Source organism: Streptomyces sp. NPDC059788 (assembly GCF_042732265.1).
Taxonomy (GTDB): Bacteria; Actinomycetota; Actinomycetes; order Streptomycetales; family Streptomycetaceae; genus Streptomyces.
Genome location: NZ_JBHWHY010000005.1, coordinates 1 through 25,982 on the forward strand (window position 1 = coordinate 1; position 25,982 = coordinate 25,982).

Annotated in this window: 20 protein-coding genes; 3 read left to right on the forward strand and 17 right to left on the reverse strand. The window is 74.1% G+C overall.

Translation table 11 applies throughout. The annotated features are described in order from the left end of the window. Positions 1–2,008, reverse strand: a 2,008-nt coding sequence (locus tag ACFV57_RS05870; protein WP_385226489.1) for an amino acid adenylation domain-containing protein, incomplete at its 3' end; no start/stop codon positions are given. A gap of 117 nt (positions 2,009–2,125) precedes the next feature. Here ACFV57_RS05870 and ACFV57_RS05875 point away from each other — a divergent pair. Next, positions 2,126–2,869, forward strand: a complete 744-nt coding sequence (locus tag ACFV57_RS05875; RefSeq protein WP_385226129.1) for a 4'-phosphopantetheinyl transferase family protein — start codon at positions 2,126–2,128, stop codon at positions 2,867–2,869. A gap of 10 nt (positions 2,870–2,879) precedes the next feature. Here ACFV57_RS05875 and ACFV57_RS05880 read toward each other — a convergent pair whose 3' ends face one another. The 10 genes from ACFV57_RS05880 to ACFV57_RS05925 form a co-directional block, all read right to left on the reverse strand. Further along, a complete protein-coding gene (locus ACFV57_RS05880; protein WP_385226131.1) occupies positions 2,880–4,541 on the reverse strand; it encodes an amino acid adenylation domain-containing protein in 1,662 nt (553 codons plus the stop codon). After that, positions 4,538–5,806 carry an MFS transporter gene (locus ACFV57_RS05885; protein WP_385226133.1) on the reverse strand — a complete coding sequence of 423 codons (1,269 nt, stop codon included), beginning with the start codon at positions 5,804–5,806 and terminating at the stop codon, positions 4,538–4,540. The genes ACFV57_RS05880 and ACFV57_RS05885 overlap by 4 nt, the downstream gene beginning before the upstream one ends. Further along, on the reverse strand, positions 5,803–6,963 hold the full coding sequence (locus ACFV57_RS05890) for an HAD-IIIC family phosphatase (protein WP_385226135.1): 1,161 nt from the start codon (positions 6,961–6,963) through the stop codon (positions 5,803–5,805). Before ACFV57_RS05890 ends, ACFV57_RS05885 begins: the two co-directional genes overlap by 4 nt. Beyond that, positions 6,960–7,964, reverse strand: coding sequence for a 3-oxoacyl-[acyl-carrier-protein] synthase III C-terminal domain-containing protein (locus ACFV57_RS05895; protein ID WP_385226137.1), 1,005 nt, complete (start codon positions 7,962–7,964; stop codon positions 6,960–6,962). The genes ACFV57_RS05890 and ACFV57_RS05895 overlap by 4 nt, the downstream gene beginning before the upstream one ends. Continuing rightward, positions 7,961–9,073 (reverse strand): acyl-CoA dehydrogenase family protein, encoded by a 1,113-nt coding sequence (locus ACFV57_RS05900; protein ID WP_385226139.1) that lies wholly within the window; start codon positions 9,071–9,073, stop codon positions 7,961–7,963. Before ACFV57_RS05900 ends, ACFV57_RS05895 begins: the two co-directional genes overlap by 4 nt. Further along, complete coding sequence (locus ACFV57_RS05905; protein WP_385226141.1) at positions 9,070–9,360, reverse strand: acyl carrier protein; 291 nt, start codon at positions 9,358–9,360, stop codon at positions 9,070–9,072. Before ACFV57_RS05905 ends, ACFV57_RS05900 begins: the two co-directional genes overlap by 4 nt. Then, a complete protein-coding gene (locus tag ACFV57_RS05910) occupies positions 9,357–10,220 on the reverse strand; it encodes a 3-hydroxyacyl-CoA dehydrogenase family protein (RefSeq protein ID WP_385226491.1) in 864 nt (287 codons plus the stop codon). Before ACFV57_RS05910 ends, ACFV57_RS05905 begins: the two co-directional genes overlap by 4 nt. 61 nt (positions 10,221–10,281) lie before the next feature. After that, positions 10,282–13,773, reverse strand: coding sequence for a thioester reductase domain-containing protein (locus tag ACFV57_RS05915; RefSeq protein ID WP_385226143.1), 3,492 nt, complete (start codon positions 13,771–13,773; stop codon positions 10,282–10,284). After that, positions 13,770–14,156: an acyl carrier protein gene (locus ACFV57_RS05920; protein ID WP_385226145.1), complete on the reverse strand. Its 387-nt coding sequence runs from the start codon at positions 14,154–14,156 to the stop codon at positions 13,770–13,772. The genes ACFV57_RS05915 and ACFV57_RS05920 overlap by 4 nt, the downstream gene beginning before the upstream one ends. A 25-nt stretch (positions 14,157–14,181) precedes the next feature. Then, a complete protein-coding gene (locus ACFV57_RS05925) occupies positions 14,182–15,015 on the reverse strand; it encodes a sugar phosphate isomerase/epimerase family protein (RefSeq protein ID WP_385226147.1) in 834 nt (277 codons plus the stop codon). A gap of 1,018 nt (positions 15,016–16,033) precedes the next feature. Here ACFV57_RS05925 and ACFV57_RS05930 point away from each other — a divergent pair. Further along, entirely contained in the window at positions 16,034–16,825 is a 792-nt protein-coding gene (locus ACFV57_RS05930) for a phytanoyl-CoA dioxygenase family protein (protein WP_385226149.1), read from the forward strand. Between the two features lie 55 nt (positions 16,826–16,880). Here the strand turns inward: ACFV57_RS05930 and ACFV57_RS05935 are convergent, their stop codons facing one another. Further along, entirely contained in the window at positions 16,881–18,182 is a 1,302-nt protein-coding gene (locus tag ACFV57_RS05935; protein WP_385226151.1) for a condensation domain-containing protein, read from the reverse strand. Beyond that, on the reverse strand, positions 18,179–18,433 hold the full coding sequence (locus tag ACFV57_RS05940) for an acyl carrier protein (protein ID WP_385226153.1): 255 nt from the start codon (positions 18,431–18,433) through the stop codon (positions 18,179–18,181). Before ACFV57_RS05940 ends, ACFV57_RS05935 begins: the two co-directional genes overlap by 4 nt. A gap of 131 nt (positions 18,434–18,564) precedes the next feature. Here ACFV57_RS05940 and ACFV57_RS05945 point away from each other — a divergent pair, with 131 nt between their 5' ends. Next, positions 18,565–20,133, forward strand: coding sequence for an amino acid adenylation domain-containing protein (locus ACFV57_RS05945; RefSeq protein WP_385226155.1), 1,569 nt, complete (start codon positions 18,565–18,567; stop codon positions 20,131–20,133). Positions 20,134–20,174: 41 nt separating this feature from the next. On the opposite strand, the gene sbnA is transcribed toward ACFV57_RS05945, so the two are convergent. From sbnA to ACFV57_RS05965, 4 genes are read right to left on the reverse strand one after another with little or no spacing between them, the layout of a single operon-like run. After that, positions 20,175–21,218 carry a 2,3-diaminopropionate biosynthesis protein SbnA gene (sbnA, locus tag ACFV57_RS05950; protein ID WP_385226157.1) on the reverse strand — a complete coding sequence of 348 codons (1,044 nt, stop codon included), beginning with the start codon at positions 21,216–21,218 and terminating at the stop codon, positions 20,175–20,177. 15 nt (positions 21,219–21,233) lie between these two features. Continuing rightward, the gene (sbnB, locus tag ACFV57_RS05955) at positions 21,234–22,340 is read right to left on the reverse strand and encodes a 2,3-diaminopropionate biosynthesis protein SbnB (protein ID WP_385226159.1); all 1,107 of its coding nucleotides are present in this window, start codon (positions 22,338–22,340) and stop codon (positions 21,234–21,236) included. A 59-nt stretch (positions 22,341–22,399) separates the two neighbouring features. Further along, positions 22,400–23,452, reverse strand: coding sequence for a TauD/TfdA family dioxygenase (locus ACFV57_RS05960; protein WP_385226161.1), 1,053 nt, complete (start codon positions 23,450–23,452; stop codon positions 22,400–22,402). Further along, a complete protein-coding gene (locus tag ACFV57_RS05965; RefSeq protein ID WP_385226163.1) occupies positions 23,449–25,971 on the reverse strand; it encodes an amino acid adenylation domain-containing protein in 2,523 nt (840 codons plus the stop codon). Before ACFV57_RS05965 ends, ACFV57_RS05960 begins: the two co-directional genes overlap by 4 nt. Positions 25,972–25,982: the final 11 nt, after the last annotated feature.

Genomic DNA, 25,982 nt, shown 5'->3' on the forward strand with positions numbered 1-25,982 from the left:
GTTCGGCGGGCAGTGCCGCGAAGAAGTCCGGGTCGACGAGGAGTTCCTTCTCCAGGCGGACGCCCTGGTCGATCAGCGCGCCGAGCGCGGTCGCCTCGGCGTCGGCGCCCGCGCGGGTCAGCTCGACGGCCGTACGGAAGAGCCGGAGCAGGCGCCGGTTGCGGATGTCGCCGACGAAGACCCGGCCGCCGGGGGCCAGCAGGTCCACGGCGCGGCCCAGGACACGCAGGAAGTACGCGGCGTTGGGGAAGTACTGGGTGACCGAGTTGATCACGATGGTGTCGAAGTAGCCGGTGGGCAGGCCGTCGGTGACGTCGGCGGGCCGGCAGCTCAGCTCGACCTTGCCGGCCAGCTCCGGTACGGCGGCGACCTGGCGGCGCAGCCGCTCGACGGCCGGGGCCGAGAAGTCCGCTCCCCAGTACGCCTCGCAGGCGGGCGCCACCTGCGACAGCAGCAGGCCGCTGCCGACGCCCATCTCCAGCACGCGGCGGGGCTTGAGGGCGAGGATGCGCCGTACGGTCTCGGCGCGCCAGTCGCGCATCTCGCCGGCGGGGATCGCGGTGCCGTCGTAGCTGCTGTTCCAGCCGCTGAAGTCCTCGCCGAACGGCGGCTCGTCGTCCTGTGCCTTGGCCTCGTCGGCGTAGACCAGGTCGTGCATCTCCTGCCACTCGCCGACCTGGTGGCTGTCGGCCCCGTCGGCCGGCGCGGGGCCGTCGGACGGTACGACGTAGCCGACCAGGCGGATATCGCCGGGCCGGTCCTCGCGGGCGGCGACCACGGCCTGCCCGACGCCCGGGTGCGCGCCGAGGACCTGCTCGACCTCGCCCGGCTCGACGCGGTGGCCGCGCACCTTGACCTGGTCGTCGGCGCGGCCGACGAACTCCAGGCCGCCGCCGTCCCGGCGGCGCACCACGTCGCCGGTGCGGTACATCCGCGCGCCCGCCGGGCCGAACGGGCAGGCCACGAAGCGCTCCGCGGTCAGTCCGGCACGGTCCAGGTAGCCGCGGGCCAGGCCGGAGCCGGTGACGTACAGCTCGCCGGTGCCGCCGTCCGGCACGGGGGCCAGCGCCGCGTCGAGCACGTGCAGGCGCACGTCGGCGATCGGCGTGCCGAGCGGGGGCACCACGCGGCCGGACAGCGGCTCGCCCGCCGAGGCGCACACCGTGGTCTCCGTCGGGCCGTACGCGTTGACCATGCGGCGCCCACGCGACCAGCGGTCGACCACGTCCGGCGGGCAGGCCTCGCCCGCCACCGTCAGGGAGGTGATCTGCGGCAGGGTGGTGTGCGGCGGGAGCGCGGCCAGGAGGGACGGCGGGAGGGTGGCGTGGGTGACGCGCTGTCCGGCGACCAGCTCCGCGAGGCCGCCGCCGGGCAGCAGGCGCGCGGCGGGCGCCATGACGAGGGCGGCGCCGGACAGCCACGCGACGCAGATCTCCGCGACCGACGCGTCGAAGCTGGGCGAGGCGAACTGCAGGACGCGGCTCTCCCCCGTCACCGCGAACCGCTCGGCGTGGGCGGCGGCCAGCCCGGCGAGGCCCGCGTGCGGGACCACGACGCCCTTCGGGCGGCCCGTCGAGCCGGACGTGTAGATGACGTAGGCGGCGTGGGCGGGGGTGAGGGCCGCCCCGGGGTCGGTGTCGGGGTGGCCGGACAGGTCGCGGGGCAGGGTCTCCTCGTCGAGGACGAGGACGGGGGCCGCGTCGTCGAGGATGAAGGCGCGGCGTGCCCGCGGGTATTCGGGGTCGACGGGTACGTACGCGCCGCCCGCCTTCAGGACGGCGAGCAGCGCCACCGCCAGCTCCACCGAGCGCGGCAGGACCAGCGCCACCCGGGTCTCGGGGCCCACGCCCTGCCCGGTGAGCCAGTGCGCCAGGCGGTTGGCCCGCGCGTCCAGCTCGCGGTACGACAGCGTCACGTCCTCGAAGACCAGCGCCGTGGCGTCCGGGGTACGCGCCGCCTGCCGGGCGAAGAGTTCCGGGAAGGGGGCGGCGGCCGTCGCCTGCGTCATGTCGTTCACTGGTCCTCCACTCGTCGGCCGGCGCCTGGAGCGGGCCGTTCAAAAGGTGCGAAAGCGGGAATGCGGTTGCCTTGCCCGTGCCGTGTGCGCTCTGGAAAGGTGATCGCCATGGGGGCGAGCGGACAGCCGGTGGCGGTGGTGGCGGGTACGGACGAGGTGCTCGGCGCGGTCCCGGCGTACGAGCGGCTGCTCACCGGCGTGGAGCGGCGGCGCGCCGACGCGTTCCTGGCCGCGGGCCCGCGGGCCGACTTCGTCGCCGCGCACGTGCTGGTGCGGCTCTGCGCCGCCCGGCTGCTGGACCGGCCGGCGGACGGCCTCGTACTGGAGCAGCACTGCCCCGGCTGCGGCTCCGCCGAGCACGGCAGGCCGGGCCTCGCCGGGCTGCCGCAGGTGTACGTGAGTCTGTCGCACACCACGGGTGTGGTGGCCGCGGCGGCGGGCCACGAGCCGGTGGGCGTGGACGTGGAGCGGCGGACGCTGCCGGACAGTGTGCGGGGCGCGGCGGGCCGGGTGCTGAGCGCGGCCGAGCGGGCGGCGATGCGCGAACACGCCGACCCGGACGCGTACTTCCTGCGCCAGTGGGTCCGCAAGGAGTGCTTCGTCAAGCTGGGCAGGGCCACGCTGGGCGGGCTGGCCGCCGTGGACCTCGCGGGCCTGCCCGACGGAGCCGGCGTGCGCGACGCGGCCCGGGAACGCCTGTCCTGCCACGGCGACCTGTACGTGCTCGACCACACGGACCCGCGCCGGGACGCCGTCGCGGCCGTGGTGAGCACGGCGCGCCCCCGCATCGGCGCGTTGGCCGCGCACACCGGTCCGGGGCATCCTGCCGGGCTGGAGGGCCGGGGCACCTGAGCACCGCCCCTCACGCCAGCAGCTCGGCGAGCCGCTGGCGGTTGAGCTTGCCGTTGTCGTTGTGCGGCAGCTCCTCCAGGCGGCGGATACGGCGGGGCACCATGTGCAGCGGGACGTGCTGCCGCAGCCAGTGGCTGAACTCGTGCGCGCGCATCTCCTTGCCCAGGTAGGCGGCGAGCAGCCGCACCTCGTCCTTGACCCGGACGACCACCACGGCCGCGTCGCTCACCTCGGGGTGGCGCCGCATCGCGGCCTCGACCTCGCCCAGCTCCACCCGGTGCCCCATGATCTTGACCTGGTTGTCCAGCCGGCCGCGGTGCACCAGCCGGCCGTCCTCCCGGCGGACCCGGTCGCCGGTGCGGTACCAGTGGTCGCGGGTGAGCGGTCCGGTGCCGTCGTACGGGGCGGCGGGCGCGCCCGGCTCGTAGTGGACGAACCGTCCGGCGTTGTCGGCCGGGTCCAGGTAGCCGTCGAAGCGCTGGGCGCCGCGCACGCACAGTTCCCCGTCGTCGCAGGGCCGCCCCTCCTCGTCGAGGAGGACGGCTTCCATGTGCGGGTACGGCTGTCCGATGGGCACGGTGCCGTTGGCGCTGCCCGCGGCGGACCCGCCGTCGGAAAGTTCGTGGTCGGTGCAGGTGATGGTCAGCTCGGTCGGGCCGTACAGGTTGTGGATACGGCTGCCGGGCGCCACCTCGTGCCACAGCGAGGTCAGTTGCGCGGTGACCGGCTCGGCGCTGAAGCAGCTGTGGCGCAGCGTGGTGACCTGTCCGAGCGGCAGGTTGCCGTACCGCTCGGCGGTGGTGACCAGGGACGGAACGGAGAACCAGTGGGTGAGGCGGCGGCGCAGCACGTAGTCCACGGGCCGGTAGACCTCGTCCTTGTCCGGTACGACGACGGTGGCGCCGGAGCCCCACGCCACGAACAGGTCGTACACGGACGGGTCGAAGGTCAGGCCGAAGGTCTGCGACATGCGGCAGCCGGGGCCGGCCTCGTAGCGGGCGATGTTGTACGCCACGTACGGGGAGACGTTGCGGTGGCGGATCGGCACGCCCTTCGGGCGGCCGGTCGAACCCGAGGTGAAGAGCAGGTACGCCTCGTCCTCCGGGTCGCCGGGGTGGGCGGGCAGGGCGTCGGCGGGCGGCTCCGGGAGGCCGGCGCCGTCCGCCGGTACGACGGTCACCGGCGGCCGGAAGTCCGCGGGCAGGCCGGCGAAGGTGTCACGGTGCTCCTCGCCGACGAGGACGGCGCCGACCCCGGCGCGGCGCGCGATGTCGAGGTTGCGGGGCAGCGGGTGGTCGGCGTTGAGCGGTACGGCGGAGGAGCCGAGGCGCTGCACGGCCAGGTATGCCACGTACGCGGCGACCGTGCGGGAGGCGACCAGCGCGATGCGGGCGGGCGGGCGCGCGGGCCCGTCGCTGGCGGGCTGCGCGTCGAGGACGCGGGCCGCCAGGGCGAGCGACCTGCGGTGCAGTTCGCCGTAGGTCAGGGTCTGCTCGCCCAGTTCGAGGGCCGGGGCGTCGGGCCACCGGCGGGCGGAGTCGGCGAACCACTGGTAGAGGGTGCGGTCTTCCAAGGCGGGCTCCACGGGGACGGGCACGGCGGGGACGGCTGGCACGGCGGGGACGGGCTCGGCGGTGAACGGTGGGTGCGTCGGGGCGGGGTCGCTGCTCACGTCGTGGCCTCCGCCGGTGCGTCCGGGGCCGCGGCGCGCTTCTCCAGCGCCGTCCCCATCCGTACGACGGGACGCGCGACCAGCGCGAACAGCAGCAGCACACCGGCTCCGGCGGCCAGGTACGGGACGTTGACCTCGACCAGCTTGGCGAGCGCGCCGCCCGCCAGCGCGCCCAGCGGGATGGTGCCGGTGCCCACCAGCCGGTAGACGCCGTTGAGGCGGCCCAGCTGGTCGGGCGGGGTGGTGGCCTGGCGGAAGGAGACGGTCAGTGCCTGGTAGACGGCGGCGCCCAGCGCCATCAGGGCGAAGCCCGTGGCCGCGACGACCGCGTGCCGCACCAGGCCGGTCAGCAGCATCGCCACGCCCATCAGGACCATGCCGCCGAGCGCGGCGGGGAACGTGCCGAACCGGGCGGCCAGCCGCGCGTTGAGCAGCCCGCCGGCGATGCCGCCGAGCGCGCCGACGGCCAGGAACACGCCGAAGGCGGCTTCCGGGAGGCCGAGCCAGCGCACGACGTAGAGGACTTCGAGCGTGCCGGTGACGGCCATGCAGAAGTTCAGCGCGCCGAGCATGCCCGCGAGGGTGGCCAGCAGCCGGTCGGTGCGGAGCAGGCGTACGCCGTCCAGGATCATGGTGCGCCAGCGCGGCGCGGCGCCGGGCTCGGCGGGGCCGGCGGACGGGGCGGGAAAACGCGGCAGGGTGACCAGGAGAGCCACGCCGAGCAGGAACGACACCCCGTCGATCAGGAACGGCAGGCCCGCGCCGGCGACGAAGGCGAGGCTGCCGAGCGGCTGTCCGGCGGAGTCGCGGAAGATCAGCTGGGCCACGTGGAGGCGCCCGTTGGCGGCGGCGAGCCGGGCGGTGTCCACCACCATCGGCAGGTACGACTGGGACGCGACGATGTGCACCGTCTCGCCCAGCCCGAGCACCGCCGCCACCGCGCAGACCACCGGCAGGCTCACCACGCCGGTGACCACCGTCAGCGTGAGGACCAGGACCGCGGCGGCCCGCAGCAGGTCGACGCCGATGAGCAGCGCGCGCCGGTCGGCCAGGTCCGCCCAGACGCCGGCCAGCGGCGACAGCAGCAGCGGCAGCCAGTTGGCGACCGTCACCAGGGAGATCAGCAGCGGGTCGGTGGTCAGCGAGAGGGCGAGCAGCGGCAGGGCGGTCAGCCGTACGCCGTCGCCGAGCGCGGACACCGCGGTGGACGCCCACAGCCGGCCGAAGGCGCCCCGGCCGGGGCCCGCCGCGGCGCCGTCCGTCATGCCCACGGTTTCCCGGTGCCGTCGCCGGACCACAGGGCGGGCCCGGTCGCGGTGAGGGTCGTGGGGGCGGCCTGCCGCTGCGGGACCAGGTGCAGGCGCTGGACGTCCGCCGGGGCGTCGGCGCCCGGCTCCCGGCCCTCCTGGCACGCGCACGGCTTGGAGTCGAAGCCGGCGAACCGGTACGCGACCTCCATGATCCGGTTGCGTTCGGTGCGCCGGAAGTCGGCCTCCAGGTGCACCCCGGCCCGGGTGGCCTGGTCGGCGATCCAGCGCAGCACCTGGGTGCCGATGCCGAAGTTGACCACCCGGCAGGAGGTGGCGAGCAGCTTCAGGCGCCAGCTGCCCGGCGTCCGCTCCAGCAGGGCCACGCCGACCGCGCCGTGCGAGCCGAAGCGGTCCTCGACGGTCGTGATGAGCACCTCGTGGTCCGGGTCGGTGAGCAGGGCGCGCAGGTCGGCGTCCGAATAGTGCACGCCGGTGGCGTTCATCTGGCTGGTGCGCAGGGTCAGTTCCTCGACGCGCGCGAGGTCGTCCTCGTGGGCGCGGGCGATGCGCATCCGCATGTCCAGGGAGCGCAGGAAGTCCTCGTCCGGGCCGTTGAACTCGCTCTGGGCCCGCTCGCGCCGGAACTTCTCCTGGTACATGGCACGGCGGCGGCGGGCGTCGGTGGTGACGGTGGGGGCGAAGTCGGGCAGGTCCGGCAGGCCAGCCGCCTCCGGGGCGTCGTAGCAGCGCACGTCCGGCAGGTGGTAGGCGACCTCGGCGCGCTCGGTGTGCTGGTCGTCGATGAACGCGATGGTGTTCTGCGCGAAGTTCAGCTGCTCGGCGACGGCGCGTACGGCGTCGGACTTGCGGCCCCAGCCGATGTGCGGCAGCACGAAGTACTCGGCGACGCCGAGGCTCTCCAGCCGGGCCCAGGCGTCGTCGTACTCGTTGCGGCTGGCCACCGACTGGAGGACGCCGCGCTCGTCGAGGGCCTTCAGCGTTTCGAGGACGCCGGGCCGCAGGCCCAGTTCGTCGTTCTCCAGCAGGGTCCCCTGCCACAGGGTGTTGTCCAGGTCCCAGACCAGGCACTTCACCGCGGGACGTACGGCTGTCCCCGCCGCGTCCGTGGAAGTCCCGGTCTCCGCCGTCTCGGTGCCCGCCATGCCGGTCATACCTCCCAGAGGGTCACGGCCCAGGCCGCGACGGGGCTGTTGTTCAGGACGAGGACGAGGTCGCCGGGCGCCAGTTCGCCGCGGGCCGGCAGCCGGTCCAGGTTGAGCACCACGTCCATGGCGCCGGTGTGCCCGTACGACTGGAGGTGTTCGGTGCACACGGGGTGGATGGGCAGGCCGAGCAGGGTCTCGTAGAACTGGAAGGCCGACGCGGTGACGTTCTGCATGAGGGTGGCGGCGACCTGCTGCCGCTCCACGCCCGCGTCCTCCAGGACCTGCCCGACCATGCGCTTGAGGTGCTGCTGGCTGTGCAGGGCCAGTTCGAAGCGGTACCGGTCGACGGAGCCGACCTCCTCGCGCCACTCGTACCAGGGGGCGCTCTTGTAGTCGACCTGGAGGAGGTCGTGGAACTTGCCGTCGGTCTCCTGGCGGTGGGCACGCAGCACGGGCCGGCCGCCGCGGACCATGGTCATGGCGAAGGCGCCGTCGCCGACGATGGTGACGGGGTGGCGCACCCGGTCCAGCGCGACCGGGCGGCTGGCGTGCGCGATCATGACGGACTGCCGGGCCGGGTCGGCCACGAGCAGGTCCCGGGCCAGCGCCCAGGCCGAGCTGGAGCCCGTACAGCCCAGGCCGTCCAGGACGAAGGAGAAGGCGGAGCCGAGTCCGGCCTCGGCCTCGACACGGCCGGAGCCGGAGCCCAGCAGTACGTCGGGGGCGCGGGCGCCGACCACCACCAGGACGTCGGGGTCCGGGGCCGCCGGGTCCTTCTCGCGCAGTTCGCGTACGGCCTGGGCGGCGAGGCCGGCGGCCGTCGGTTCACCGGCGAACCGGCCGACCGTACGGATGCCGCAGTCGCGCACGAACTCGGCCTCTTCGCGCGGCAGTTGAGCGAACTCGTCGAGCTTCTCGACGGGTATCAGCTCGTCGGGCAGGAGGCAGTGCACGGCCCCCACCCCGATGGCCGTGTCCGTGCCGCTGCCCGTGTCCGTCGTCGTCATCCCCGGCCCGTCCGTACGTGGTCCGCGAGGAGCAGCTGGCTGATCTCCGTGCTGCCCTCGATGATCTCCATGAGTTTGGCGTCGCGGTAGGCCCGCGCCACCGGGTGGCCGTCGCGCGCCCCGCGGGAGGCCATGACCTGGACCGCCGCGGCGGCGCCCTGGGTGGCTTCCCTGGAGGCGACGTACTTGGCGACGACGGCCTGGGTGCCCAGCTCGGGCCGGTTCTCGTCCCAGCAGGCGCTGGCGTGTTCGCAGCATCTGAGGGCGATCTGCTCGGCGACGGCCAGTTCGGCCAGGTGCCGGGCGACGAGCTGGTGGTCGGCGAGCGGTTTCCCGAACTGTTCACGAGTGCGCGCGTGCGCCGCCGTGCTGTCCACGCAGGCCCGCAGGATGCCGGCGCAGCCCCAGGCGACCGAGAGCCGGCCGTAGGTCAGCGCGGTGGTGGCGAGCAGGGCGACCGGCAGTCCGGCACCGGACAGCAGGTGGCCGGCCGGTACCCGGACGTCGTCCAGGCGCACGTCGGCGTGGCCGGCGGCCCGGCAGCCCATGGGGTCCGGCACCCGCTCGATCCGTACGCCCGGGGCGTCGGCCGGTACGACCACCACGGCCGCACCGGAACCGTAGGTGCCGAAGACCACGAGCAGGCTCGCGTAGGCGGCCCCGGTCACCCAGATCTTGTCGCCGGTGACGCGCACCGTGTCGCCGTCGCGGCGGATCTGCGTGCGCATCGCCGACAGGTCGCTGCCCGCCCCGCTCTCGGAGAACGCGACGCCGGCCGTCTCTCCCCCGGTGAGCCGGGGCAGGAACGTGCCGCGCTGCGCGGCGGTGCCGAAGCGCTGCACGGTCCAGGCGGCCATGCCCTGCGAGGTCATCAGCGACCGCAGCGAGCTGCACAGCGACCCGGCGTGTGCGGTCAGTTCGCCGTTGGCGCGGCTGTCCAGGCCCAGGCCGCCGTGCTCCGCGGCGACCTGCGCGCACAGCAGTCCGCGCCGGGACGCCTCGCGTACCGTCTCCGCGGGGATGCGGCCGGCCAGGTCCCACTCCTCGGCGCGGTCACCGACCAGTTCGCCGAGCGCGGTGGCGGCGTCCGCGGTCGCCTGTGCCGTCACTGCCCCGCCGCTCCTTCGCCGCGCAGCCGCACGACGAGCGCGGTGATGGCGGGCACGGTACGGAAGTTGTCCAGGGTCAGGTCGTCGCCCTCGACGGTGACCTGGAACTCCTGCTCGACGTGCTGGAGGAGTTCCAGGGAGAACAGCGAGGAGAACGCCCCGGAGGCGAACAGGTCCTGGTCCACGGCCCAGTCGCCGCCGGTGCGGGAGCTGAGGAACGCCACCAGGCGCCGCTGGACGTCCTCGGCGCCGGTGGCCGCGCCGGCCTGGTTGTCGACGGTGGTCATGCGCGCGTTCCTCCGTAGGAGTAGAAGCCGTTGCCGGTCTTGTGGCCGAAGTCGCCGGCCCGCACCTTGTCCAGGAGCAGGTCGCAGGCGAGGTATCCGTCGTCGCCGGTGCGCTCGTGCAGCACCTTGAGGGTGTCGACGATGTTGTCCAGGCCGATCAGGTCCGCGGTGGCCAGCGGCCCCGTGCGGTGCCCGAAGCAGCCGGTGAAGACGCGGTCGACGGACTCGGCGTCGGCGCGGCCCTCGGCGACCAGCCGGGCCGCGTCGTTGATCACCCGCATCAGGATGCGGTTGGAGACGAAGCCGGGGCCGTCGCCGACCACGATCGCCTCCCGGTCCAGGGCGGTCAGCAGCCGGTCCAGCGCCGCCATCGCCGCGTCGCCGGTGCGCGGGCCGCGGATCACCTCGACCGCCCTGATCAGGTAGGGCGGGTTCATGAAGTGGGTGCCGACGACGTCGTGCGGCTGCTTCGTGTAACCGGCCAGCTCGTCGACCGGTACGGCCGAGGTGTTGGAGGCGATCAGTGTGCCGGGGCGGACCGCGGCCGAGATGGCGGCGAGCGCCTCGGTCTTGGCGTCGGTGGTCTCGGTGACCGCCTCGATGACGGCCGCCGCGGTGTCCAGCCGCTCGTACGAGGTGCTCAGCGTCAGTTCGCCGTCCGGCCCCTTGGGCAGCTTGCCCAGCAGCCGGGCGTGCCGCAGCTGCTGGCGCACCGCCCCGCGGGCGCGCTCCAGCTGTGCTTCGGACACGTCGATCAGCAGCACCGGGAGGCCGCGGCCCACGGCGAGCGTGGCCAGGGCGGTGCCCATGACCCCGGCGCCGACGACGGCCAGCCGGCCGTCGCCCCATCCGTCGTCCATCGTCGTCCCGTCTGTCGTCGCATCGGTGGTCACACCGGTGGTCCCGTCGGTGGTCACTGGGTCAGGCGCCTTCCGTCACGTCGGTCAACAGGGCCGCGAAGGAGGGGTGACCGGCGAGGTGGCGCAGGGCCAGCAGGGCCCGTGCGCCGTCGAGGCGGGGGTCCAGGCCGCGGTCGCGCAGCCACTCCCCCCACAGCCGGCCTTCCACGTCCACCCGCGGCGTGTCCAGGTCGTGGGTCTCGTACAGCGCCATGGTCGACAGCACCGGGTCGCCGGTCTCCAGTGCCCGCCGGCCTGCCAGGCGCGCCCACTCCGCGACCGGTACGGGGCGGGTCGGTGCGCCGAGCGCGCCCAGTTCGGCGAAGAGCGCGGCGAAGGTGGTGGCCTCCTCGCCGACCAGGTGGTAGGCGCGGCCCGCCGATCCGGGCTCCCGGCCGAGCTGGACGACGGCGCGGGCCACCAGGTCGATGGGGGCCACCGGCAGCGGCATGTCGTCCGCCGGGTGGGCGCCGACGGCCAGGCACGCGGCGACCAGCCGCCAGAGCATGTCCAGGTCGTTGCAGGCGCCGGTGGCGGTGTCGCCGCCGATCAGGCCGGGGCGGAAGACCCGTACCCGCATCCCGTCCCGTTCGGCCTTGTCCAGGAGGCGTTCGCTGACCCACTTGGAGATCCCGTAGCCGCCGGCCTCGGGGTCCAGGGGCTGTTCGCGGCGCTCCAGCATCCGGCCCTCGGAGCCGAGGGCCTGGCCGCAGGCGGCGAGGGTGGAGATGTAGCTGATGTCCGTGATGCCGTGGCGGCGCATCCAGCCGAGGAGGTGGTAGGTGGCCAGGGTGTTGGCCGGGCGCAGGACCTCGTACGGCTCGGTGAAGACGACGTGGGCGCCGCAGTGCACGACGTGGCCGGTGCGGCGGGCCAGTTCGCCGTCGCGGAAGGTCTCGCACACCTCGGCGATGTCCCGCAGGTCGCCGGGGACGATGTGCACGCGCGCCGGATCGGGCTCGGGGAGCCGGAAGCGCGCGGCGGTCTCGCGCAGGCGCCGGCGGCCGTGGTCCTCGTCGTCGGCGCGGACCAGGCAGTAGACGCGGCTGTCGCGGTAGCCGGGGTCCTGGAGGAGTTCGTGCAGCAGGAAGGCGCCGACGAAGCCGGTGGCGCCGGTGAGCAGGACGTCCGTGCCGGGCGGGGCCTCGCGCGGGGCGAGGGGCGGGAGTTCGAGCGCGAGGTCGGCGTCGATGAGGGCGGCGTCGGAGGGGTGCGTGGCGGGAGCCGCACCGGCGGTGGGGCCGGTGTCCGTGCCGCTGGAGCCTTCCGTGTCCGTACGGCCGGACGCGCCGCGGACCGCCTCGGCGACGCGGGCGACGGTGGCCCGGCTGCCGCCGGTGCGGTGCAGGTTGAGCAGGGTGCCGTACCGCTCCTGCACTTCGAGCGTCATCCGCAGGCCGAGCAGGGACGTGCCGCCGAGGGCGCCGAACTCGTCGTGCAGGCCGATGCCGTCGATGCCGAACAGTTCCTCCCAGAGGGAGACCAGTTCGCCTTCGAGCCCGGTGGGCGCGTCGGACTGCGCGCGCGCCGCGGCCCGCGGTGCGGGGTCCGTGGCTGCGGCGCCCGGCACCGTGAACACCGAATCGTCCAGCGCCGAGCAGCGGCGCCGGGTGAACGGGTACGTGGGCAGCGCGACGCGCCGGCCGGTGCCGTCGTCGAGCGCGCGGGCGTCCACCGGGACGCCGTGCAGCCAGGCGTCCGCGAGCGCCGCGGCGATCCGCTCGTCGCGGGCCGCGCGGTCCTCGGCCGGGTCCACCGGCAGGACGTGGCGGCCGGGGCCGCTCTCCCCCTCGCCGAGGATCAGCAGGTAGGCGTCGGCGGGCAGCGGGGCGGGGACGGCGCCGTGCTGTTCGGTACGGCCGCCGAGGGCGGCCAGCAGCACCGTACGTATCTGCTCGGCGTGCTCGCCGGTCGCGGTGACGGCCAGGACGGGGCGGCGCGTACCGGCGCGTACCGTGCGGGCGGCGGGCGGCCGGGGCAGGCGCAGGGCGGCGGCCAGCCGGTCGGGGGCCGCGGTGACCACCCGGCGCTCGGCGAAGTCCTGCCGCCCGACGCGCAGGGTGTGGGCGATGTCCCCGGCGGGGGCACGGTCCTGGTCGATCTCGTCGGCCAGGCCGCGGGAGAGCGCGTCCAGTTCGGTGCGGGTACGGGCGGAGAGCTGGAGCCGTACGACGGGCCGGGCGGGCGCGGAGGGGCGCACCGGCTCCGGCGGCGGGGCGAGGACGACGGACGCGTTGGCGCCGCCCAGGCCCATCGAGTTCACCAGCACCTGCCGGGCGGTGTCGGTGCACCGCTCCAGCTCGGTGGGGACGCGGAAGGGGCTGTCGGCGAGGACGCCGGGGTCGCGGGCGTGCTCGAACATCGGGTGCGGCACCAGGTGGCCGGTGCGGGCGAGGTGGATGCCCTTGATCAGCCCGGCGATGCCGGCGGCCGATCCGGCGTGCCCGATGTTCGCCTTGACCGTGCCGAGCGCGCAGTAATTGCGGTCGGCGGCCCGGCCGCCCGCCGCGCGCAGGCCGTCGATCAGGCCGCGCAGTTCGACCTGGTCGCCCAGGGGCGTGCCGGAGCCGTGCGCCTCGGCGTACCGCAGGTCCGCCGGGTCGGTGCCGGCCACCGTGAGCGCGGCGGCGACGACCGAGGCCAGGCCGTCCGGGCTGGGCGCGGTGAAGCCGGGCCGGTGGGCGCCGTCGTTGCCGACCGCGCTGCCCCGGATCACGGCGAGGACCGGGTCGCCGTCGGCGAGCGCGTCGGCGAGGCGGCGCAGGACGACGACGCCGATGCCGGAGCCCGCGCCCGTACCGGTGGAGCGGATGTCGAAGGCGCGGCAGAAGCCGTCCTCGGACAGCACGCCGCCGGGCTGGTACTGGTAGCCGACGGACGGGTACGACAGTCCGCTGCCGCCCGCCAGGGCGATGTCGCACTCCTCCGAGAGCAGGCTGAGGACCGCGTAGTGCACGGCGGTCAGCGAGGAGGAGCAGGCGGTCTGCACGGCCAGGGACGGGCCGCGCAGACCGAGCTTGTAGGAGACCCGGGGGGCCATGAAGTCGATGCCGCCGCCCAGTTGCGTGGCCAGGTCGTCGAAGGCGGCGGGGCCTTCCGTACGGGCGCGGGCGTACTGGAGCAGCGTGTTGTACGTGCTGTTGCTCGCCCCGGCGAACACGCCGATCTGCGGGCCGTGCGCACCGTTCGGCAGGTGGCCGGCGCGCTCCAGGCCCTCCCGGCACGCCTCCAGGAAGAGGCGCTGCTGCGGGTCGATCAGCTCGGCCTCGACGGGCGGGTAGCCGAAGAACTCGGCGGCGAACAGCTCCGGGTCCTCGATCCAGCCGGACCGGGTCACGAAGCCCGGCGCGGCGGCCGTCTCGGCGGACACACCGCAGCGGCGCAGGTCCTCGGCGGGGATGTCCCGGAGCGAGACCACGCCCTTGTCGAGGTTGCTCCAGAACTCCTCCGGGGTCGCGGCTTCCGGGAACCGGCAGCCGACGCCCACCACCGCTACGGCGGTCTCGCTGTTCATCGCGCGGCGGACCCTTCCGGCTGCTGCGGGCCCGCGGCGGGCGCGGCGTCCGTACGGCCGCGGCGGGCGCTGCCCAGCAGGCGGCCGCGACCGGCCGGGGCCGCCGCCGCGGGGGCCGGGGCCCCGGGCTCGTACGACGGGTCCAGCAGGCGGGCCTGGGCGCGCACCGTGTCGTGCCGGAACAGCTCGGCGACCTCCAGCTCGCGGCCGGACTGGTCGGACAGCTCGTCGCTGAGCATGACCAGCAGCATCGAGTTGCCGCCCGCGTCGAAGAAGCCGGTGTCCAGGGGCACGTCGTCGGTGCCGAGCACGTCCTGCCACGCCTGGCGGACGAGCTGGAGCGGGTCCGCGGGTATGGACGCGCTGTCTTCGGGGTTCGCCACGGGGGCCTCCGGGAGGGTTTCGGTTTCAGACACGCCGCGCCGCCGCGGTGTCGAAGAACTCGCGGGACCGGGCCATCGCCCGGCCGACCTTGTCGTAGGCGTTCTCCGGGTCGGAGAACGGGCCGACCTCGACGCCGACCCAGGCGGCGTCGACCGCGAGCAGCTGTTCGGTGAAGGCGGCCATGTCGGCGACGCCCTCGCCCGGCACCAGGTGCTCGTGGTAGGTGCCGTTGGAGTCGGAGTAGTCGACGCTGTTGACGCGGCCGGGCAGCCGCCCGACCTCGGACGCGCTCACGCCGGCGACGACGAGGTGCGAGACGTCGACGTTCGCCTGGAGGGCCGGGGAGCCGACGTCGTCCAGCAGCCGTACGAGGTCGTCGACATCGGTGACCAGCGAGGTCCGCATCGGCTCCGGCTTGACGCTGAGCGCGATGCCGCGGCCCTCGGCGTAGTCGGCGAGCCGCCGGACCGAGGTGGCCAGCAGCTGCCACTGCGCCTCCTCGGGCCACATGGCGCGCCAGAACCAGTCGCCGAGGAGCAGTTTCATGACCTCGCCGCCCAGTTCCCCGGTGAGATCGATATGTGCCTCGGCGCGCTTGAGGTGGAACTCCCGTACGACGTCGCGGAAATCACTGAGGCCGAAGGCGTGACAGGCCGTCAGGCTGATCGGCAGGCCCACCGCGTCGGCGTCGTTGCGGAATTGCAGCAGCCGTTCCGGCGCCAGTTCCATCGCCTCTTCGACGATGCAGATCCATTCGGCGCCCAGTTCCGCGGCGGCCCGCCATGCGTCCTTGCCCTGGTAAGGGGAACCGTAGAACGCCTGGTCCACCAGCAGCCCGAGGCTTACTTGACTGTTCATGGATTGTTCCGCTCCTAGTCGGTGCGCGTCCCGGCCGTGGCCCGGAGTGCTTCGGTCTTTCCCCAGGGAAAAGACCCGGCGCGAAATTCCGCTGTCCGCAGTGGTGGTGGTGCCGGAACGGGCGCGCCGGGCCGGAGCGCGTCGGCGTATGGCCGCCGCGCCGCGCACCGGTGCGCGTACCGGGCCGCTGCCGTTTCGGGCAGGGCGCGGACCGCTCGCGGGGGTCGACGACTGTCGGTATTTCCGGATTCGCCCGCCGGACCGGGGCCCGCTACGCGGCGTCGGCCGCCGGACGGCGTGGTGGTGCGGTGCGGCGGCCGGCCGCACACCGGATCGCGCCGCCGCGGCGGGCTGCGGTGCTCGTCACCGCGTCCGCTCTCTCGTCGATTGTCATCATTCGCGCCCCCGTCGGCCCATGATCCTGACGACCTGTTCCGGCCCTGTCGAACACCGGGATGCTAGCACGCGTCCCTGTGTGCGCTCTATGGCGAAATGTCAGGTCATGGCGCGCCGTCGGGCCAGGAAAGGCCAGCTCAGAGGGGGTAGTTGGACGAAGCAACCGAAAGCGGGAGCGGGCGGTCCGAACGGACTGGACAGGGCCGCCCCGGCCGCTCGCCGACGGCCGCGGCGCACGCCCGGCGGACGCGGCGCGACGGCCGCCCGTGCGCGGTCGGCGCCCGCGCGCGGCGCACGGACCCGGCCCGCCGCCGACGCGCCGCGCCGCATTTCCCGCTCCCCGCCAAAGAACGCGTTCCGTTTCCGTGGCGGTCCCCCGGGACGGTTGCGCGGTGGATCACGGCTGGAGTTAACTGGTCGTGTTGAACGGGGGCTGGAAAAAGGGCGGCCGGTGCGTACGGCCCGCCGTCCCGCCGGTGCGGGCCCATTGCGCGGCCCGGCGCCGCCGTCCCTCTCTTCGCGGCCCGTCCGCCGCATTCCACGCCGCTGACCCGACGTCCACGGACCGTCATGGGAGCGGCACATCACAGAGGAGACGACATACATGTCACGGGGAACCGCTGTGCCGCGAAATGCACGCGAGGAATACGAACGCAGCGGATGGCTCGCGATGCCCGGCCGGCTCGCTCCGGAGGCTTTGCGAAAGGTACGGGAAAGCGTCGCGGCGATTTCCCGCACCGCACGGCCGGAAGTCGTACAGGAAGCCGGCAGCGACACCGTCCGGGCCCTGCACGGCTGCCACGGGTACGACGACGTGTGCGCGCAGCTCGTACGGCATCCGCTGCTGCTGGACCTGGCCGAGGAACTGGTCGGCGACCGGGTGTACGTCTACCAGTTCAAGGTGAACATCAAGAGCCCGCGCGAGGGCCAGGAGTGGCCCTGGCACCAGGACTTCGCGTTCTGGGCGCACGAGGACGGCATGCCGGCGGCGGACGCGGTGAACATCGCGGTCAACCTGGACGAGGTGCACGAGCACAACGGCCCGCTGACGGTGCTCACCGGCTCGCACCGGCTCGGGCTGATCGAGGCGCCGGAGGCGGCGCGGGCGGTCACCGGCCGCGACTGGCACGAGCACGTCTCGGCGCGGCTGACGCACACCGTGTCCGAGGAGCGGGTGCGCGAACTCGCCGCGGACTTCCCGCCGGAGAGGATGACCGGCCCGGCGGGCGCGATCACCGCCTTCCACCCGAGCATCGTCCACTCGTCCACCGACAACCTCTCGGACGACCGGCGCGCGGTGCTGCTGATCACCTACAACTCGGTGCGCAACGCACCGGCCCGGCCCGGCCGCCCGGACTTCCTGGTCGGCCGGGACACCACCCCGGTGGAACGGCTGGCCGGCGCACTCGCGTAACGAGAGGGCGCGCGCCCGGCGGCCCGCACCTGCGCGGTGCGGGCCGCCGGGCCGTTCAGCGCGCGGCGCCCTGCCCCAGGGGCCGGCCGTCCAGCATTTCCGGTACGGAGCGCAGCAGGCCGAGGAAGGCGTCGAGGTGCCCGGCCAGTTCCGTACGGTCGTACAGTCCGTCGTTGCCGTCGAAGGAGACCTGGAGGCCCTGGCCGTCCAGGCGGTCGTACACGTTCACGGTCAGGTCCTCGACCGGCCCCGCGGCCAGGTTGTGGACGGTGGCCGGGTGGCCCGCGTAGCCGGAGCCGAAGCCGAAGGACATGATGTTGACGTCGGGGCCGAACTGCTTGCGGCCCTCGGGCAGTCCCGGCAGCTCCCGCACCAGGCGCTCCTGCGGGTAGCGCTGGTGCGCGACGGCCTCCTCCAGCCGCGCCGAGACCTCGGCGACGACCTCGGCGAACGTGTGCCGCGGCGTCACCGTGACCCGCAGCGGGACCGTGTTCGTCAGCATGGCCGGTACGCGGCGCAGCATCGGCGCGGTGCGTCCGGTGACCGGCAGGCCGAGGACCACCTCGCGCACGCCCGTCGCACGGTGCAGCTGCACGGCGACGGCGGCGAGGACGATCTCGGGCCAGGTGACCTCCAGTTGGCGGGCCGCGGCGCGCAGGTCGCCGACGTCGCCGGGGCCGAGGTGGCCGCTGTGCCGTACGTAGGAGCGGGTGGCCGGCGGCTGCCGGCCGGTGAGGCTCGCGACCTCGGTCTGGCCGGCCATCCGGTCGAGCCAGTACCGGCGGTCCGCCTCGAACTCGGGGGAGTCCTGGTAGGCGCCGTCCGCCGCGACGGCCTCGGCGAGCGTGCCGGGCGGGCGGGGGCGGCGCGGGCGGCCGGTGGCCAGGGCGGTGTAGACGTCGGCGACGTGCGCGGCGACGAGCGAGAGGCCGAAGCCGTCCACGACGACGTGGTGGGCCGCGCGGTACCAGAAGTACCGCTCGGGGCCCGCCTTGAAGAGCGCCCAGCTGAACAGCGGTCCCGAGGCGAGGTCGTAGGGCCGCGCGAGCTCCTGGCGCATCCGGCGCTCGGCGGCGGCGCGCGGGTCCGGTTCGGCGCTGACGTCCTCGTGGATCAGCGGTACGTCCACGGTGTCGTCGATGTCCTGGCAGAGCCCTTCCTCGCCGAGGCCGAAGCGGGCGCGCAGGGCCGGGGTGGCGGCCACCACCTCGCGCAGCGCCGCCTCGAAGAGCGCGGAGTCGACAGGGCCTTCGATGTCGCAGTACTCGGCGATGTTGAAGGACCGGTCGTCCGGGTCCAGTTGCTGGGCGACCCAGACGCCGGTCTGGGCGGCGGACAGCGCCAGCCGTTCGGTCATGCGGCGGCCCGCAGCTCGCCGACGAACGTCACGACGCTGTCCAGGCTGTGGAACTTCTCGGCGAGCGGGGTGTCGCCGGGCAGCTCGACACCGAAACGTTTCTCGACGAATGCGCCGAGCCGGGCGACGGAGAGCGAGTCGAGAATCCCCCATTCCAGCAGCGGGGTATCGGCTTCCACCTCGCCCTGCCCTTTGAGGACGTGCTCCTCGATGAATCCCTTGACAGCGTCAAAGGTCTCGCTATCCTTCATTTATCTCCCCCAGAGTTGACGTCAGGCTTTCCGTCGGCATTCCGCCGCATTCTCCCACCGAGCGGCCGCACGCGCTGCACCTGACGGTAAATCACGCTACTGTTTCGCCGGGTTGACTGTCAAGAAACTTGATGCATTCCGGGCGGGCCGGGCCAGACAGACATGGAGACCTGACTGTGAAACTGCACCACCTCGTCCGGGCGGCGGCCCGGCGGACTCCGGACGCCCTGGCCGTCACCGGTCCGGACGGGTCGGCGAATTACGCACAACTGGACGCCTGGGCGGACCGGCTCGCCCGGGAACTCGCCGCCCGGGGCGTGCGCGCGGGCGACCGGGTCGGCATCTGGCTCGACAAGTCGGTGGCGGCCGTCGCCCTCATGGAGGCCACGCTGCGGCTGGGCGCCGCGTATGTGCCGCTCGACCCGCAGGCACCGCCGGCGCGGGTGGCCAAACTGGTCCGGAACTTCGCTCCGGCCCTGGTGGCGGCCCCCGCGCAGCGGGCCGCCACGCTCGCGGAGCACGACGCCGGCGCCCCGGTGATGACCGCCTGGCCGGACGGCGGCGACTGGGCACGGCTGCCCGCGGGACCGGTACGGCCCGGCCCGGACGTGGTGGAGCCGGACATCACCGACGACGACCTCGCGTTCATCCTCTACACGTCCGGTTCCACCGGGGAGCCCAAGGGCGTCTGCCACAGCCACAACAGTGCGTGGGCGTGGGTCGAATGGGCGGCGCAGGCGCAGGGCGCGACGGCCGCCGACCGTCATTCCAATCACGCTCCTTTTCATTTCGACATGACGGTGATCGACGTTTACGTCCCGTTCTCCGTCGGCGGTTCCGTACATCTCGTACCGCCGGAGACGGCGTACCACGCGAAGGCGCTGGTGCGTTTTCTCACCGACCATGAAATCACCGTCTGGTATTCGGTGCCGGCGGCCCTGATGCTGATGATGCGGCACGGCGGTCTGCTGGAAACCGATGTGCCGTCGCTGCGCAGTCTGCTGTTCGCCGGGGAATCCTTTCCGATCGGGCCGCTGCGGCAGCTCCGGCAGCATTTTCCGGACATTCGGTTCATGAATCTCTACGGGCCGACGGAGACCACCGTCTGCACGGCCCACGAGGTCGGTGACATTCCGGCGGACCGCCTGCTGCCCGTGCCGATCGGCGGGCCGGTCTGCGGGGACACGGTCGTCGCGGTACGGCCCGACGGGCGGCCGGCCGGCCCCGGCGAGGAGGGCGAGCTGATCGTCACCGGGCCGAGCGTGATGCTCGGCTACTGGGGCCGCCCGCCGGTCACCGACCGGACCTACGCCACCGGGGACATCGCACTGGTCCTGGAGGACGGCACCTTCCAGTTCGTCGGCCGCCGCGACGCGATGGTCAAGGTCCGCGGCAACCGGGTGGAACTGGGCGAGGTGGAGGCCGTGCTGCAGAGTCACGAGGGGGTCGCCGAGGCCGCCGCCGTGGTGCGCGGCACCGGAATCGACGCCGTCCTCGTGGCGTACGTGGTCGCCGCGGACGGGCACGACCCCTCGCTCATCGACCTCAAGCGGCACTGCGCCCGGCAGCTGCCCCGGTACGCGATCATCGAGACCGCGCACCGGCTGCCGTCCCTGCCGCGCAACGCCAACGGCAAGGTCGACCGCCGGGCGCTGACCGCCCGCGCCGCGGAGGCGGACGGGGCGCCCGCCCCCGCGTAGCGGCGGGCGGGCGGACGCGGTGGCCGTGCGGCGGCGTGCGGTCACCGCGCCGCGGTCCCCGCGACCGGCGCGCAGGGCTCCGCCGCCGGACAGCCGTCCTGCGCCGTGCCGTCCCCGCCCTCCGGGCCCGTCTCGTACACCGCGTCGCCGTAGACGTTCCGTACCCACGACTCCTGGTAGAGGGTGTCGAGGTAGCGCTCGCCCAGGTCGGGCGAGATCGCCACGGCGGTGACCGGGGTGCCGGAGCGGTGCGCGGCCAGCCAGCGCCGCGCACCGGCGACGACGGTCCCGGTGGACCCGCCGAACAGGAAGCCGGCCGCGGCCAGCCGGTGGCAGGTGCGTACGGTCTCCGGCTCCGGCACGATCACCACGTCGTCCACCAGGGAGTGGTCGAGCTGTGGCGGCCGCACGCCCGCGCCGAGCCCGGGGATCATGCGGGTGCGCGGCGGCCCGCCGAAGGTCACCGAACCGGCCGCGTCGACCGCGACCACGGTCACCGGACGCGTCCACTGCCGGAACCAGCGGGCGCACCCCATCAGCGTGCCGGTGGTGCCCGCGCCGACGAAGAGCACGTCCAGGGCGGGGAACTGGCGGGCTATCGCGGGAGCGGTGGTGTGCTGGTGGGCGAGGGCGTTGTACGGGTTGGTGTACTGGTTCAGCCACACGTAGCGGCTGTCGGAGGCGCACAGTTCACGGACGTGGCGCAGGCGCGCGCCGAGGTAACCGCCTTCCTCGTCCGGCCTGTTGACCGTGTGCACCTCGGCGCCCATGGCCTCCATCAGCCGCCGGGTGCCGAGGTTGCAGCGCGCGTCGGTCACGCACCGGAAGCGGTAGCCCCGGTCGGCCGCGATCATGGCGAGCGCCACGCCCAGGTTCCCGGACGACGACTCCACCAGCACCGAGCCCTCGCGCAGCGCGCCGGAGCGCTCGGCCGCCTTGACCATGGCGGCGGCGGCCTTGAGCTTGACGGAGCCGGCGAAGTTGAAGCCCTCGCACTTCAGGTGCAGTGCGGTGCCCAGCACCGGGCGCAGGTCGACGTAGAGGTCGTCGGTGTTGAATTCCTGGGGAGAGGTGATCACCGGCACCGCGGCCACCCCGCCTCACGCATGGCCGCCACCGGCCGGGCCGCCGTCCGCGGGGCCCGGCGTGGCCGCCGCGCCCGTCGTCGGCGCCGTGCCGTCTCCGTAGCGGCTGGTCTCGTGGAAGAAGTCCTCGACGACCTGCAATGTGCCTTCCGCGGCCACCTGGTCGTAGACGTACTTGCCGACCGCGAGGTCCAGGACGCCCAGTCCGAACGGCGAGAACACCACCGGCCGGTCCGTGGGCAGGTCGACCCGGCCCGCCATGACGTCGTACAGGGTGCCGTCGATGAAGTCGCGGTTGCCGGACTGCTGTTCGGCGAGGTGCGGGGAGGTGTCGGCCTTCAGGCAGTGCTCGATGTCGTCGACGACGTTGGCCGACTCCAGGATGATGCCGGGGGCCAGGTCGCGCAGCGAGACGTGCAGGACGACGGGGTTGTGGCCGAACCACGCGGTGTCGGTGACGTGCGGGGTGCCGGCGACGGTCGCGAACACCACCAGGTCGCTGGACCTGATCAGGTCCTCGGCGCGCTCGTGCACGGTCACCTGCCCGGTGGCGCCGCTGCGCTCCAGGTACGCGCGAAAGCCGCCCGCGTGCTCCAGGTCGAGGTCGTGCACCCCGACCTCGTCGAAGGTCCAGCCCGCGCCGTGCAGGTAGGTGTGGATGTAGCGGGCGATGAAGCCGGTGCCGAAGAAGCCGACGCGGCGCGGCCGGCCGCGCTCCCTGGTCAGCACGTCGGCCGCGAGGGCGGCGGACGCCGCGGTGCGCGCGGCGCTGATGATGGAGCTCTCCATGCAGGCGATCGGGTAGCCGGTGGCCCGGTCGTTGAGCACGGCGACGGCGGAGGCGCGCGGGATGCCCGCGTCGATGTTCTCCGGGAAGCTGGAGATCCATTTGATGCCGTCGACCTGGCTCCGCCCGCCGATGGAGGCGGGCAGCGCGATGATGCGCGAGGAGGGCCGGTCGGGGAAGCGCAGGAAGTACGACGGCGGGTTGACCGTGTCGCCCTCGCCGTGGACGCGGTACGCCTCTTCGATCAGCGCGATGACGCGCTCCTCCTGCCCGGAGAGCACCTGGTGCACCTGCGAGCCGGGGACGACGGCGAAGGGGGGAATCCGGACGGACATGAGGGAGCGTGGCTCCGTTTCTCCGAGGAGTCGGTGGGCGGTGGGGGCGGTTGCGGCGGTCAGGAGTGGGCGGGCGGGCAGTCGGCGAGCCGTACCGGGGCGCCGAGGACCATGCCCACCTCGCGCGGCCCGGTGAAGGGCTCACGGCTGTGCGCCATCCGGATGTTGTCGACGAGCAGCACATCGCCGGCCTGCCACGGTTCGCGCAGGGTGGCGGCCTCGTAGACCTCGTTGACGGTCGCGACGGTCTCCGGGGCGAGGGGGGTGCCGTCGCCGTGCCGGGTGTTGAAGGCCAGGCCCTCCGGGCCGAGCTGGCGCACCAGGTAGTCGCGGATGGCCGGTTCCATGGTCCACTCGCTCAGGAACGCGATCTGGTTGAACCAGACCCGGTCGCCGGTCAGCGGGTGGCCGATCACCGCGGAGCGGCGCTGGCGGGTGCGCAGGCTGCCGTCCGGCTGCCACTCGTAGGCGATGCCGTTGGCCTCGCAGTACGCCTCGGCCTCGGCGCGGTCCTCGGTGCCGAACGCCTCCTGCCAGCCGACGCCGACCACGCTGTTGTACGAGCGGGTCAGCTCCCAGCCTTCGCGGGTGAACCGCTCGGTGATCTCCGCTGGCAGGTCCGCGAGGATCTGCCGGGCGTCCGCGAGGCCGGTGACGCCGCCGGTGGCGGGCGGGGTGAAGCAGCCGATGGCCAGCAGCCGGGGGAACTCCAGCGCGTAGCTCAGCTCGTGGTGCATGCACATGGGCTGGTCCGGCGGCCACTCCAGGGAGGAGAACACCGGGCCGCCGAGCGGGCGGCGGCGGGCGAACGCCTCGCGCTCCGGCACGGTGGGCCCGGTGAACGGTTCGGCCAGCCGCCCCAGTGCGGCGGCGTCGCGCACGCCCAGGCCGCGTACGAGGACGGCGCCGTGCCGCAGCAGCACGGACTCCAGCGCCGGGCCGTGCTCGGCGGCCCAGTCGGCGAGGGCGGGGGCCGCGACCGGTGCGTCCACGTGCAGGACCGGGGGCCTGCCGGGGGCGAGTTCGAGGGCGGCCTCAAGGGCCGGGGCCGGGTGCGGGGCCGGAGCGTCCGCGCGGCGCGGCGCGGCTTCGGTGGCGGGCGGCTGTGTCATGCGCTCATGTCCTTCTGCTGGTCGTTCTCGTCCATGGCCGCGGCGAGTTCGGACAGGACGGGGAGCCGGACGATGTCCTCCAGCGCCACCGTGTCCCCGATGGCCACGCCCAGCCGCACGGCGGACAGCGAGGTGCCGCCGGATTCGAAGAAGTGCTGGTCGCGGCCGATGCTTTCCACGGGTATGCGGAGCACCGCGGCCCACAGGCGGGCCAGCCGGCGTTCGGTCTCGGTCCGCGGCGCCGCGGCCTCCTGCCCGGCGCCGGACGCGGTGCGGACCGCGGCCAGTTCACCGGCGTGCCGGACCAGGGCCTTGCGGTCGGTCTTGCCGTTGCCGGTCAGCGGCAGGGCGGGCAGGTGGTGGAAGTACTGGGGGACCATGTACGCGGGCAGGGCGGCGCCCAGGGCCTGCCGGATCGCCGCCTCGTCGAGCGGGGCGTCGGCGGCGTAGCAGGCGACGAGGTGCTTGCCGTGGTCGGGGCTCTCCAGCACCACGACTCCGGCGTCCCGTACGCCGGGCACCCGCAGCAGCCGGTTCTCGATCTCGCCGATCTCGATGCGGAATCCGCGGATCTTGGTCTGGGCGTCCCGGCGGCCGAGGAACTCCAGGCTGCCGCCGGGGAGCCGGCGTCCGATGTCGCCGGAGCGGTAGAGCCGCTCCCCCGGCCGGTGCGGGTCGGTGCCGAAGGCGGCGGCGGTGCGCTCGGGGTCGTTGATGTAGCCGCGGCCGACGCAGACGCCGGAGAAGACGATCTCGCCGGGCGCGCCGAGCGGTACGGGATTGAGCCACTCGTCCACGACGTAGACCCGGACGTTGTTGACCGCCGGGCCGAGCGGCACCCGGTCCTGCTCCGGGACCCGGTCCATCACCTCGTGGTTGGTGTCGTCGGAGGTCTCGGTGAGGCCGTAGGCGTTGACCAGCTTGATGCCGGGGTACGCCGCGAACCAGCGCTCGGCCAGTTCCTTCTTGAGCGCCTCGCCGGTCGCCGAGACGCTGCGCAGCCGGCCCAGGGGCCGCGGCTGCTCCTCCAGGTAGGTGAGCATCACCTCCAGGTAGGAGGGCACCACCTGGAGGACCTCCACGTCCCCTTCGACGACGCTGTCCACGTAGCGCCGTACGTCGAGGATCTCCCGCTGCCCGATGATGCGCGTACGGCCGCCCACCACGAGGGCGGCGACCAGCTGCCACAGCGAGATGTCGAAGCACTGCGGCGCGGTCTGCGCGACGGTCTGCTCCGGGCCGATCTCCAGGTCGTCGATCTTGGCGAAGAGGTGGTTGACCAGGCCCGCGTGCTCGCACATCGCGCCCTTGGGCTCGCCGGTGGAGCCGGAGGTGAAGTAGATGTACGCGAGCTGTCCGGCGGCGACGGGCACGCCGGGGTCGGTGTCGTGCGCGCCGTCCGCTTCCGCGGCGCTCACCTCCGGGACCAGCAGGCGCGCGGTGGCGCCGTGGCCGGTCAGCGCCTCGTCGAGGGTGACGGTGGAGCCGGGCTCGGTCAGCACGAAGCGGCAGTCGCTGCGGGTGAGCATGGCGGCGACGCGGGCGGCCGGGAAGTGCGGTTCGACGGGCAGGTAGACGCCGCCCGCCTTGAAGACGCCGAGGGCCGCGGCCAGCCAGCCGAGGTTGCGTTCGGTGACCACGGCCACCACGTCCTCGGCCTGGAGGCCGCGGCGCAGCAGGGCGTGGGCGACGCGGTTGGCCCGGCGGTTGAGGTCGGCGTACGTCCACCGGGTGCCGTCGTGCTCGGCGGCGACGCGGTCGGGGTGCAGCCGTACCCGTTCCTCGAAGAGTTCGTGGACGCGCCGGTCGGGCACCGGGCGGTCCGGGCCCGCCAGGCCGTCGATCTGGTGCGCCAGTTCGTCCGCGGAGAGCAAACTCTGCCGGTGGTGCGCGGCCCGCGGGTCGGCGGCCAGGTGTGCCAGGGCCGTCAGGTGGTAGCCGGCGATGCGCTCCGCGTACGGCGGGTCGACGACGTCGCCGCGGCCGTCCAGCCGCAGGTGGAGCCCTTCCTCCGGCGATCCGCCGAAGGCGACGCGCAGGACGGGCTGCGAGCCGGTGTCCGCCGGGGATTCCGGCCCTGGTCCGGGCGCTTTCGCGGCCCCGCCGAGCCCGGAGAGGTCGCACACCACCTCGTAGCGCCGGTCCGTGTCCTCGGTGCCCGCCGTCGCGTCCGCCGCGCGGTGGGCGGCCAGCACCAGTTGTTCCCAGTCGCCGTCCGCCACCGGCACCCGGCACGGCCGGTGCGTGCCGTCGCCGCCGGGCGCGGTCCGGCCCGTCAGCACGTCGGTCTCACCGGTGAGCGCCGACAGCACCTTGGCGTGCGCCGCGAGCAGGACGGCGCCGACCGGCACACCGAGCCGTCCGGCGAGCCCGGTGAGCGCCGGGGCCAGGCCGTCGGGGACCCGGCACGTGTGGACGGTGGCGGGCGCGCCGGCCCGCCGTGGCCCGGTGTGCCATCGCGGGATGGCGGATACGGTGCCGGGGCCGCTGGGGGAGCCGGTGTCTGTCGGTGTGCCCATGTTCTCTGTGC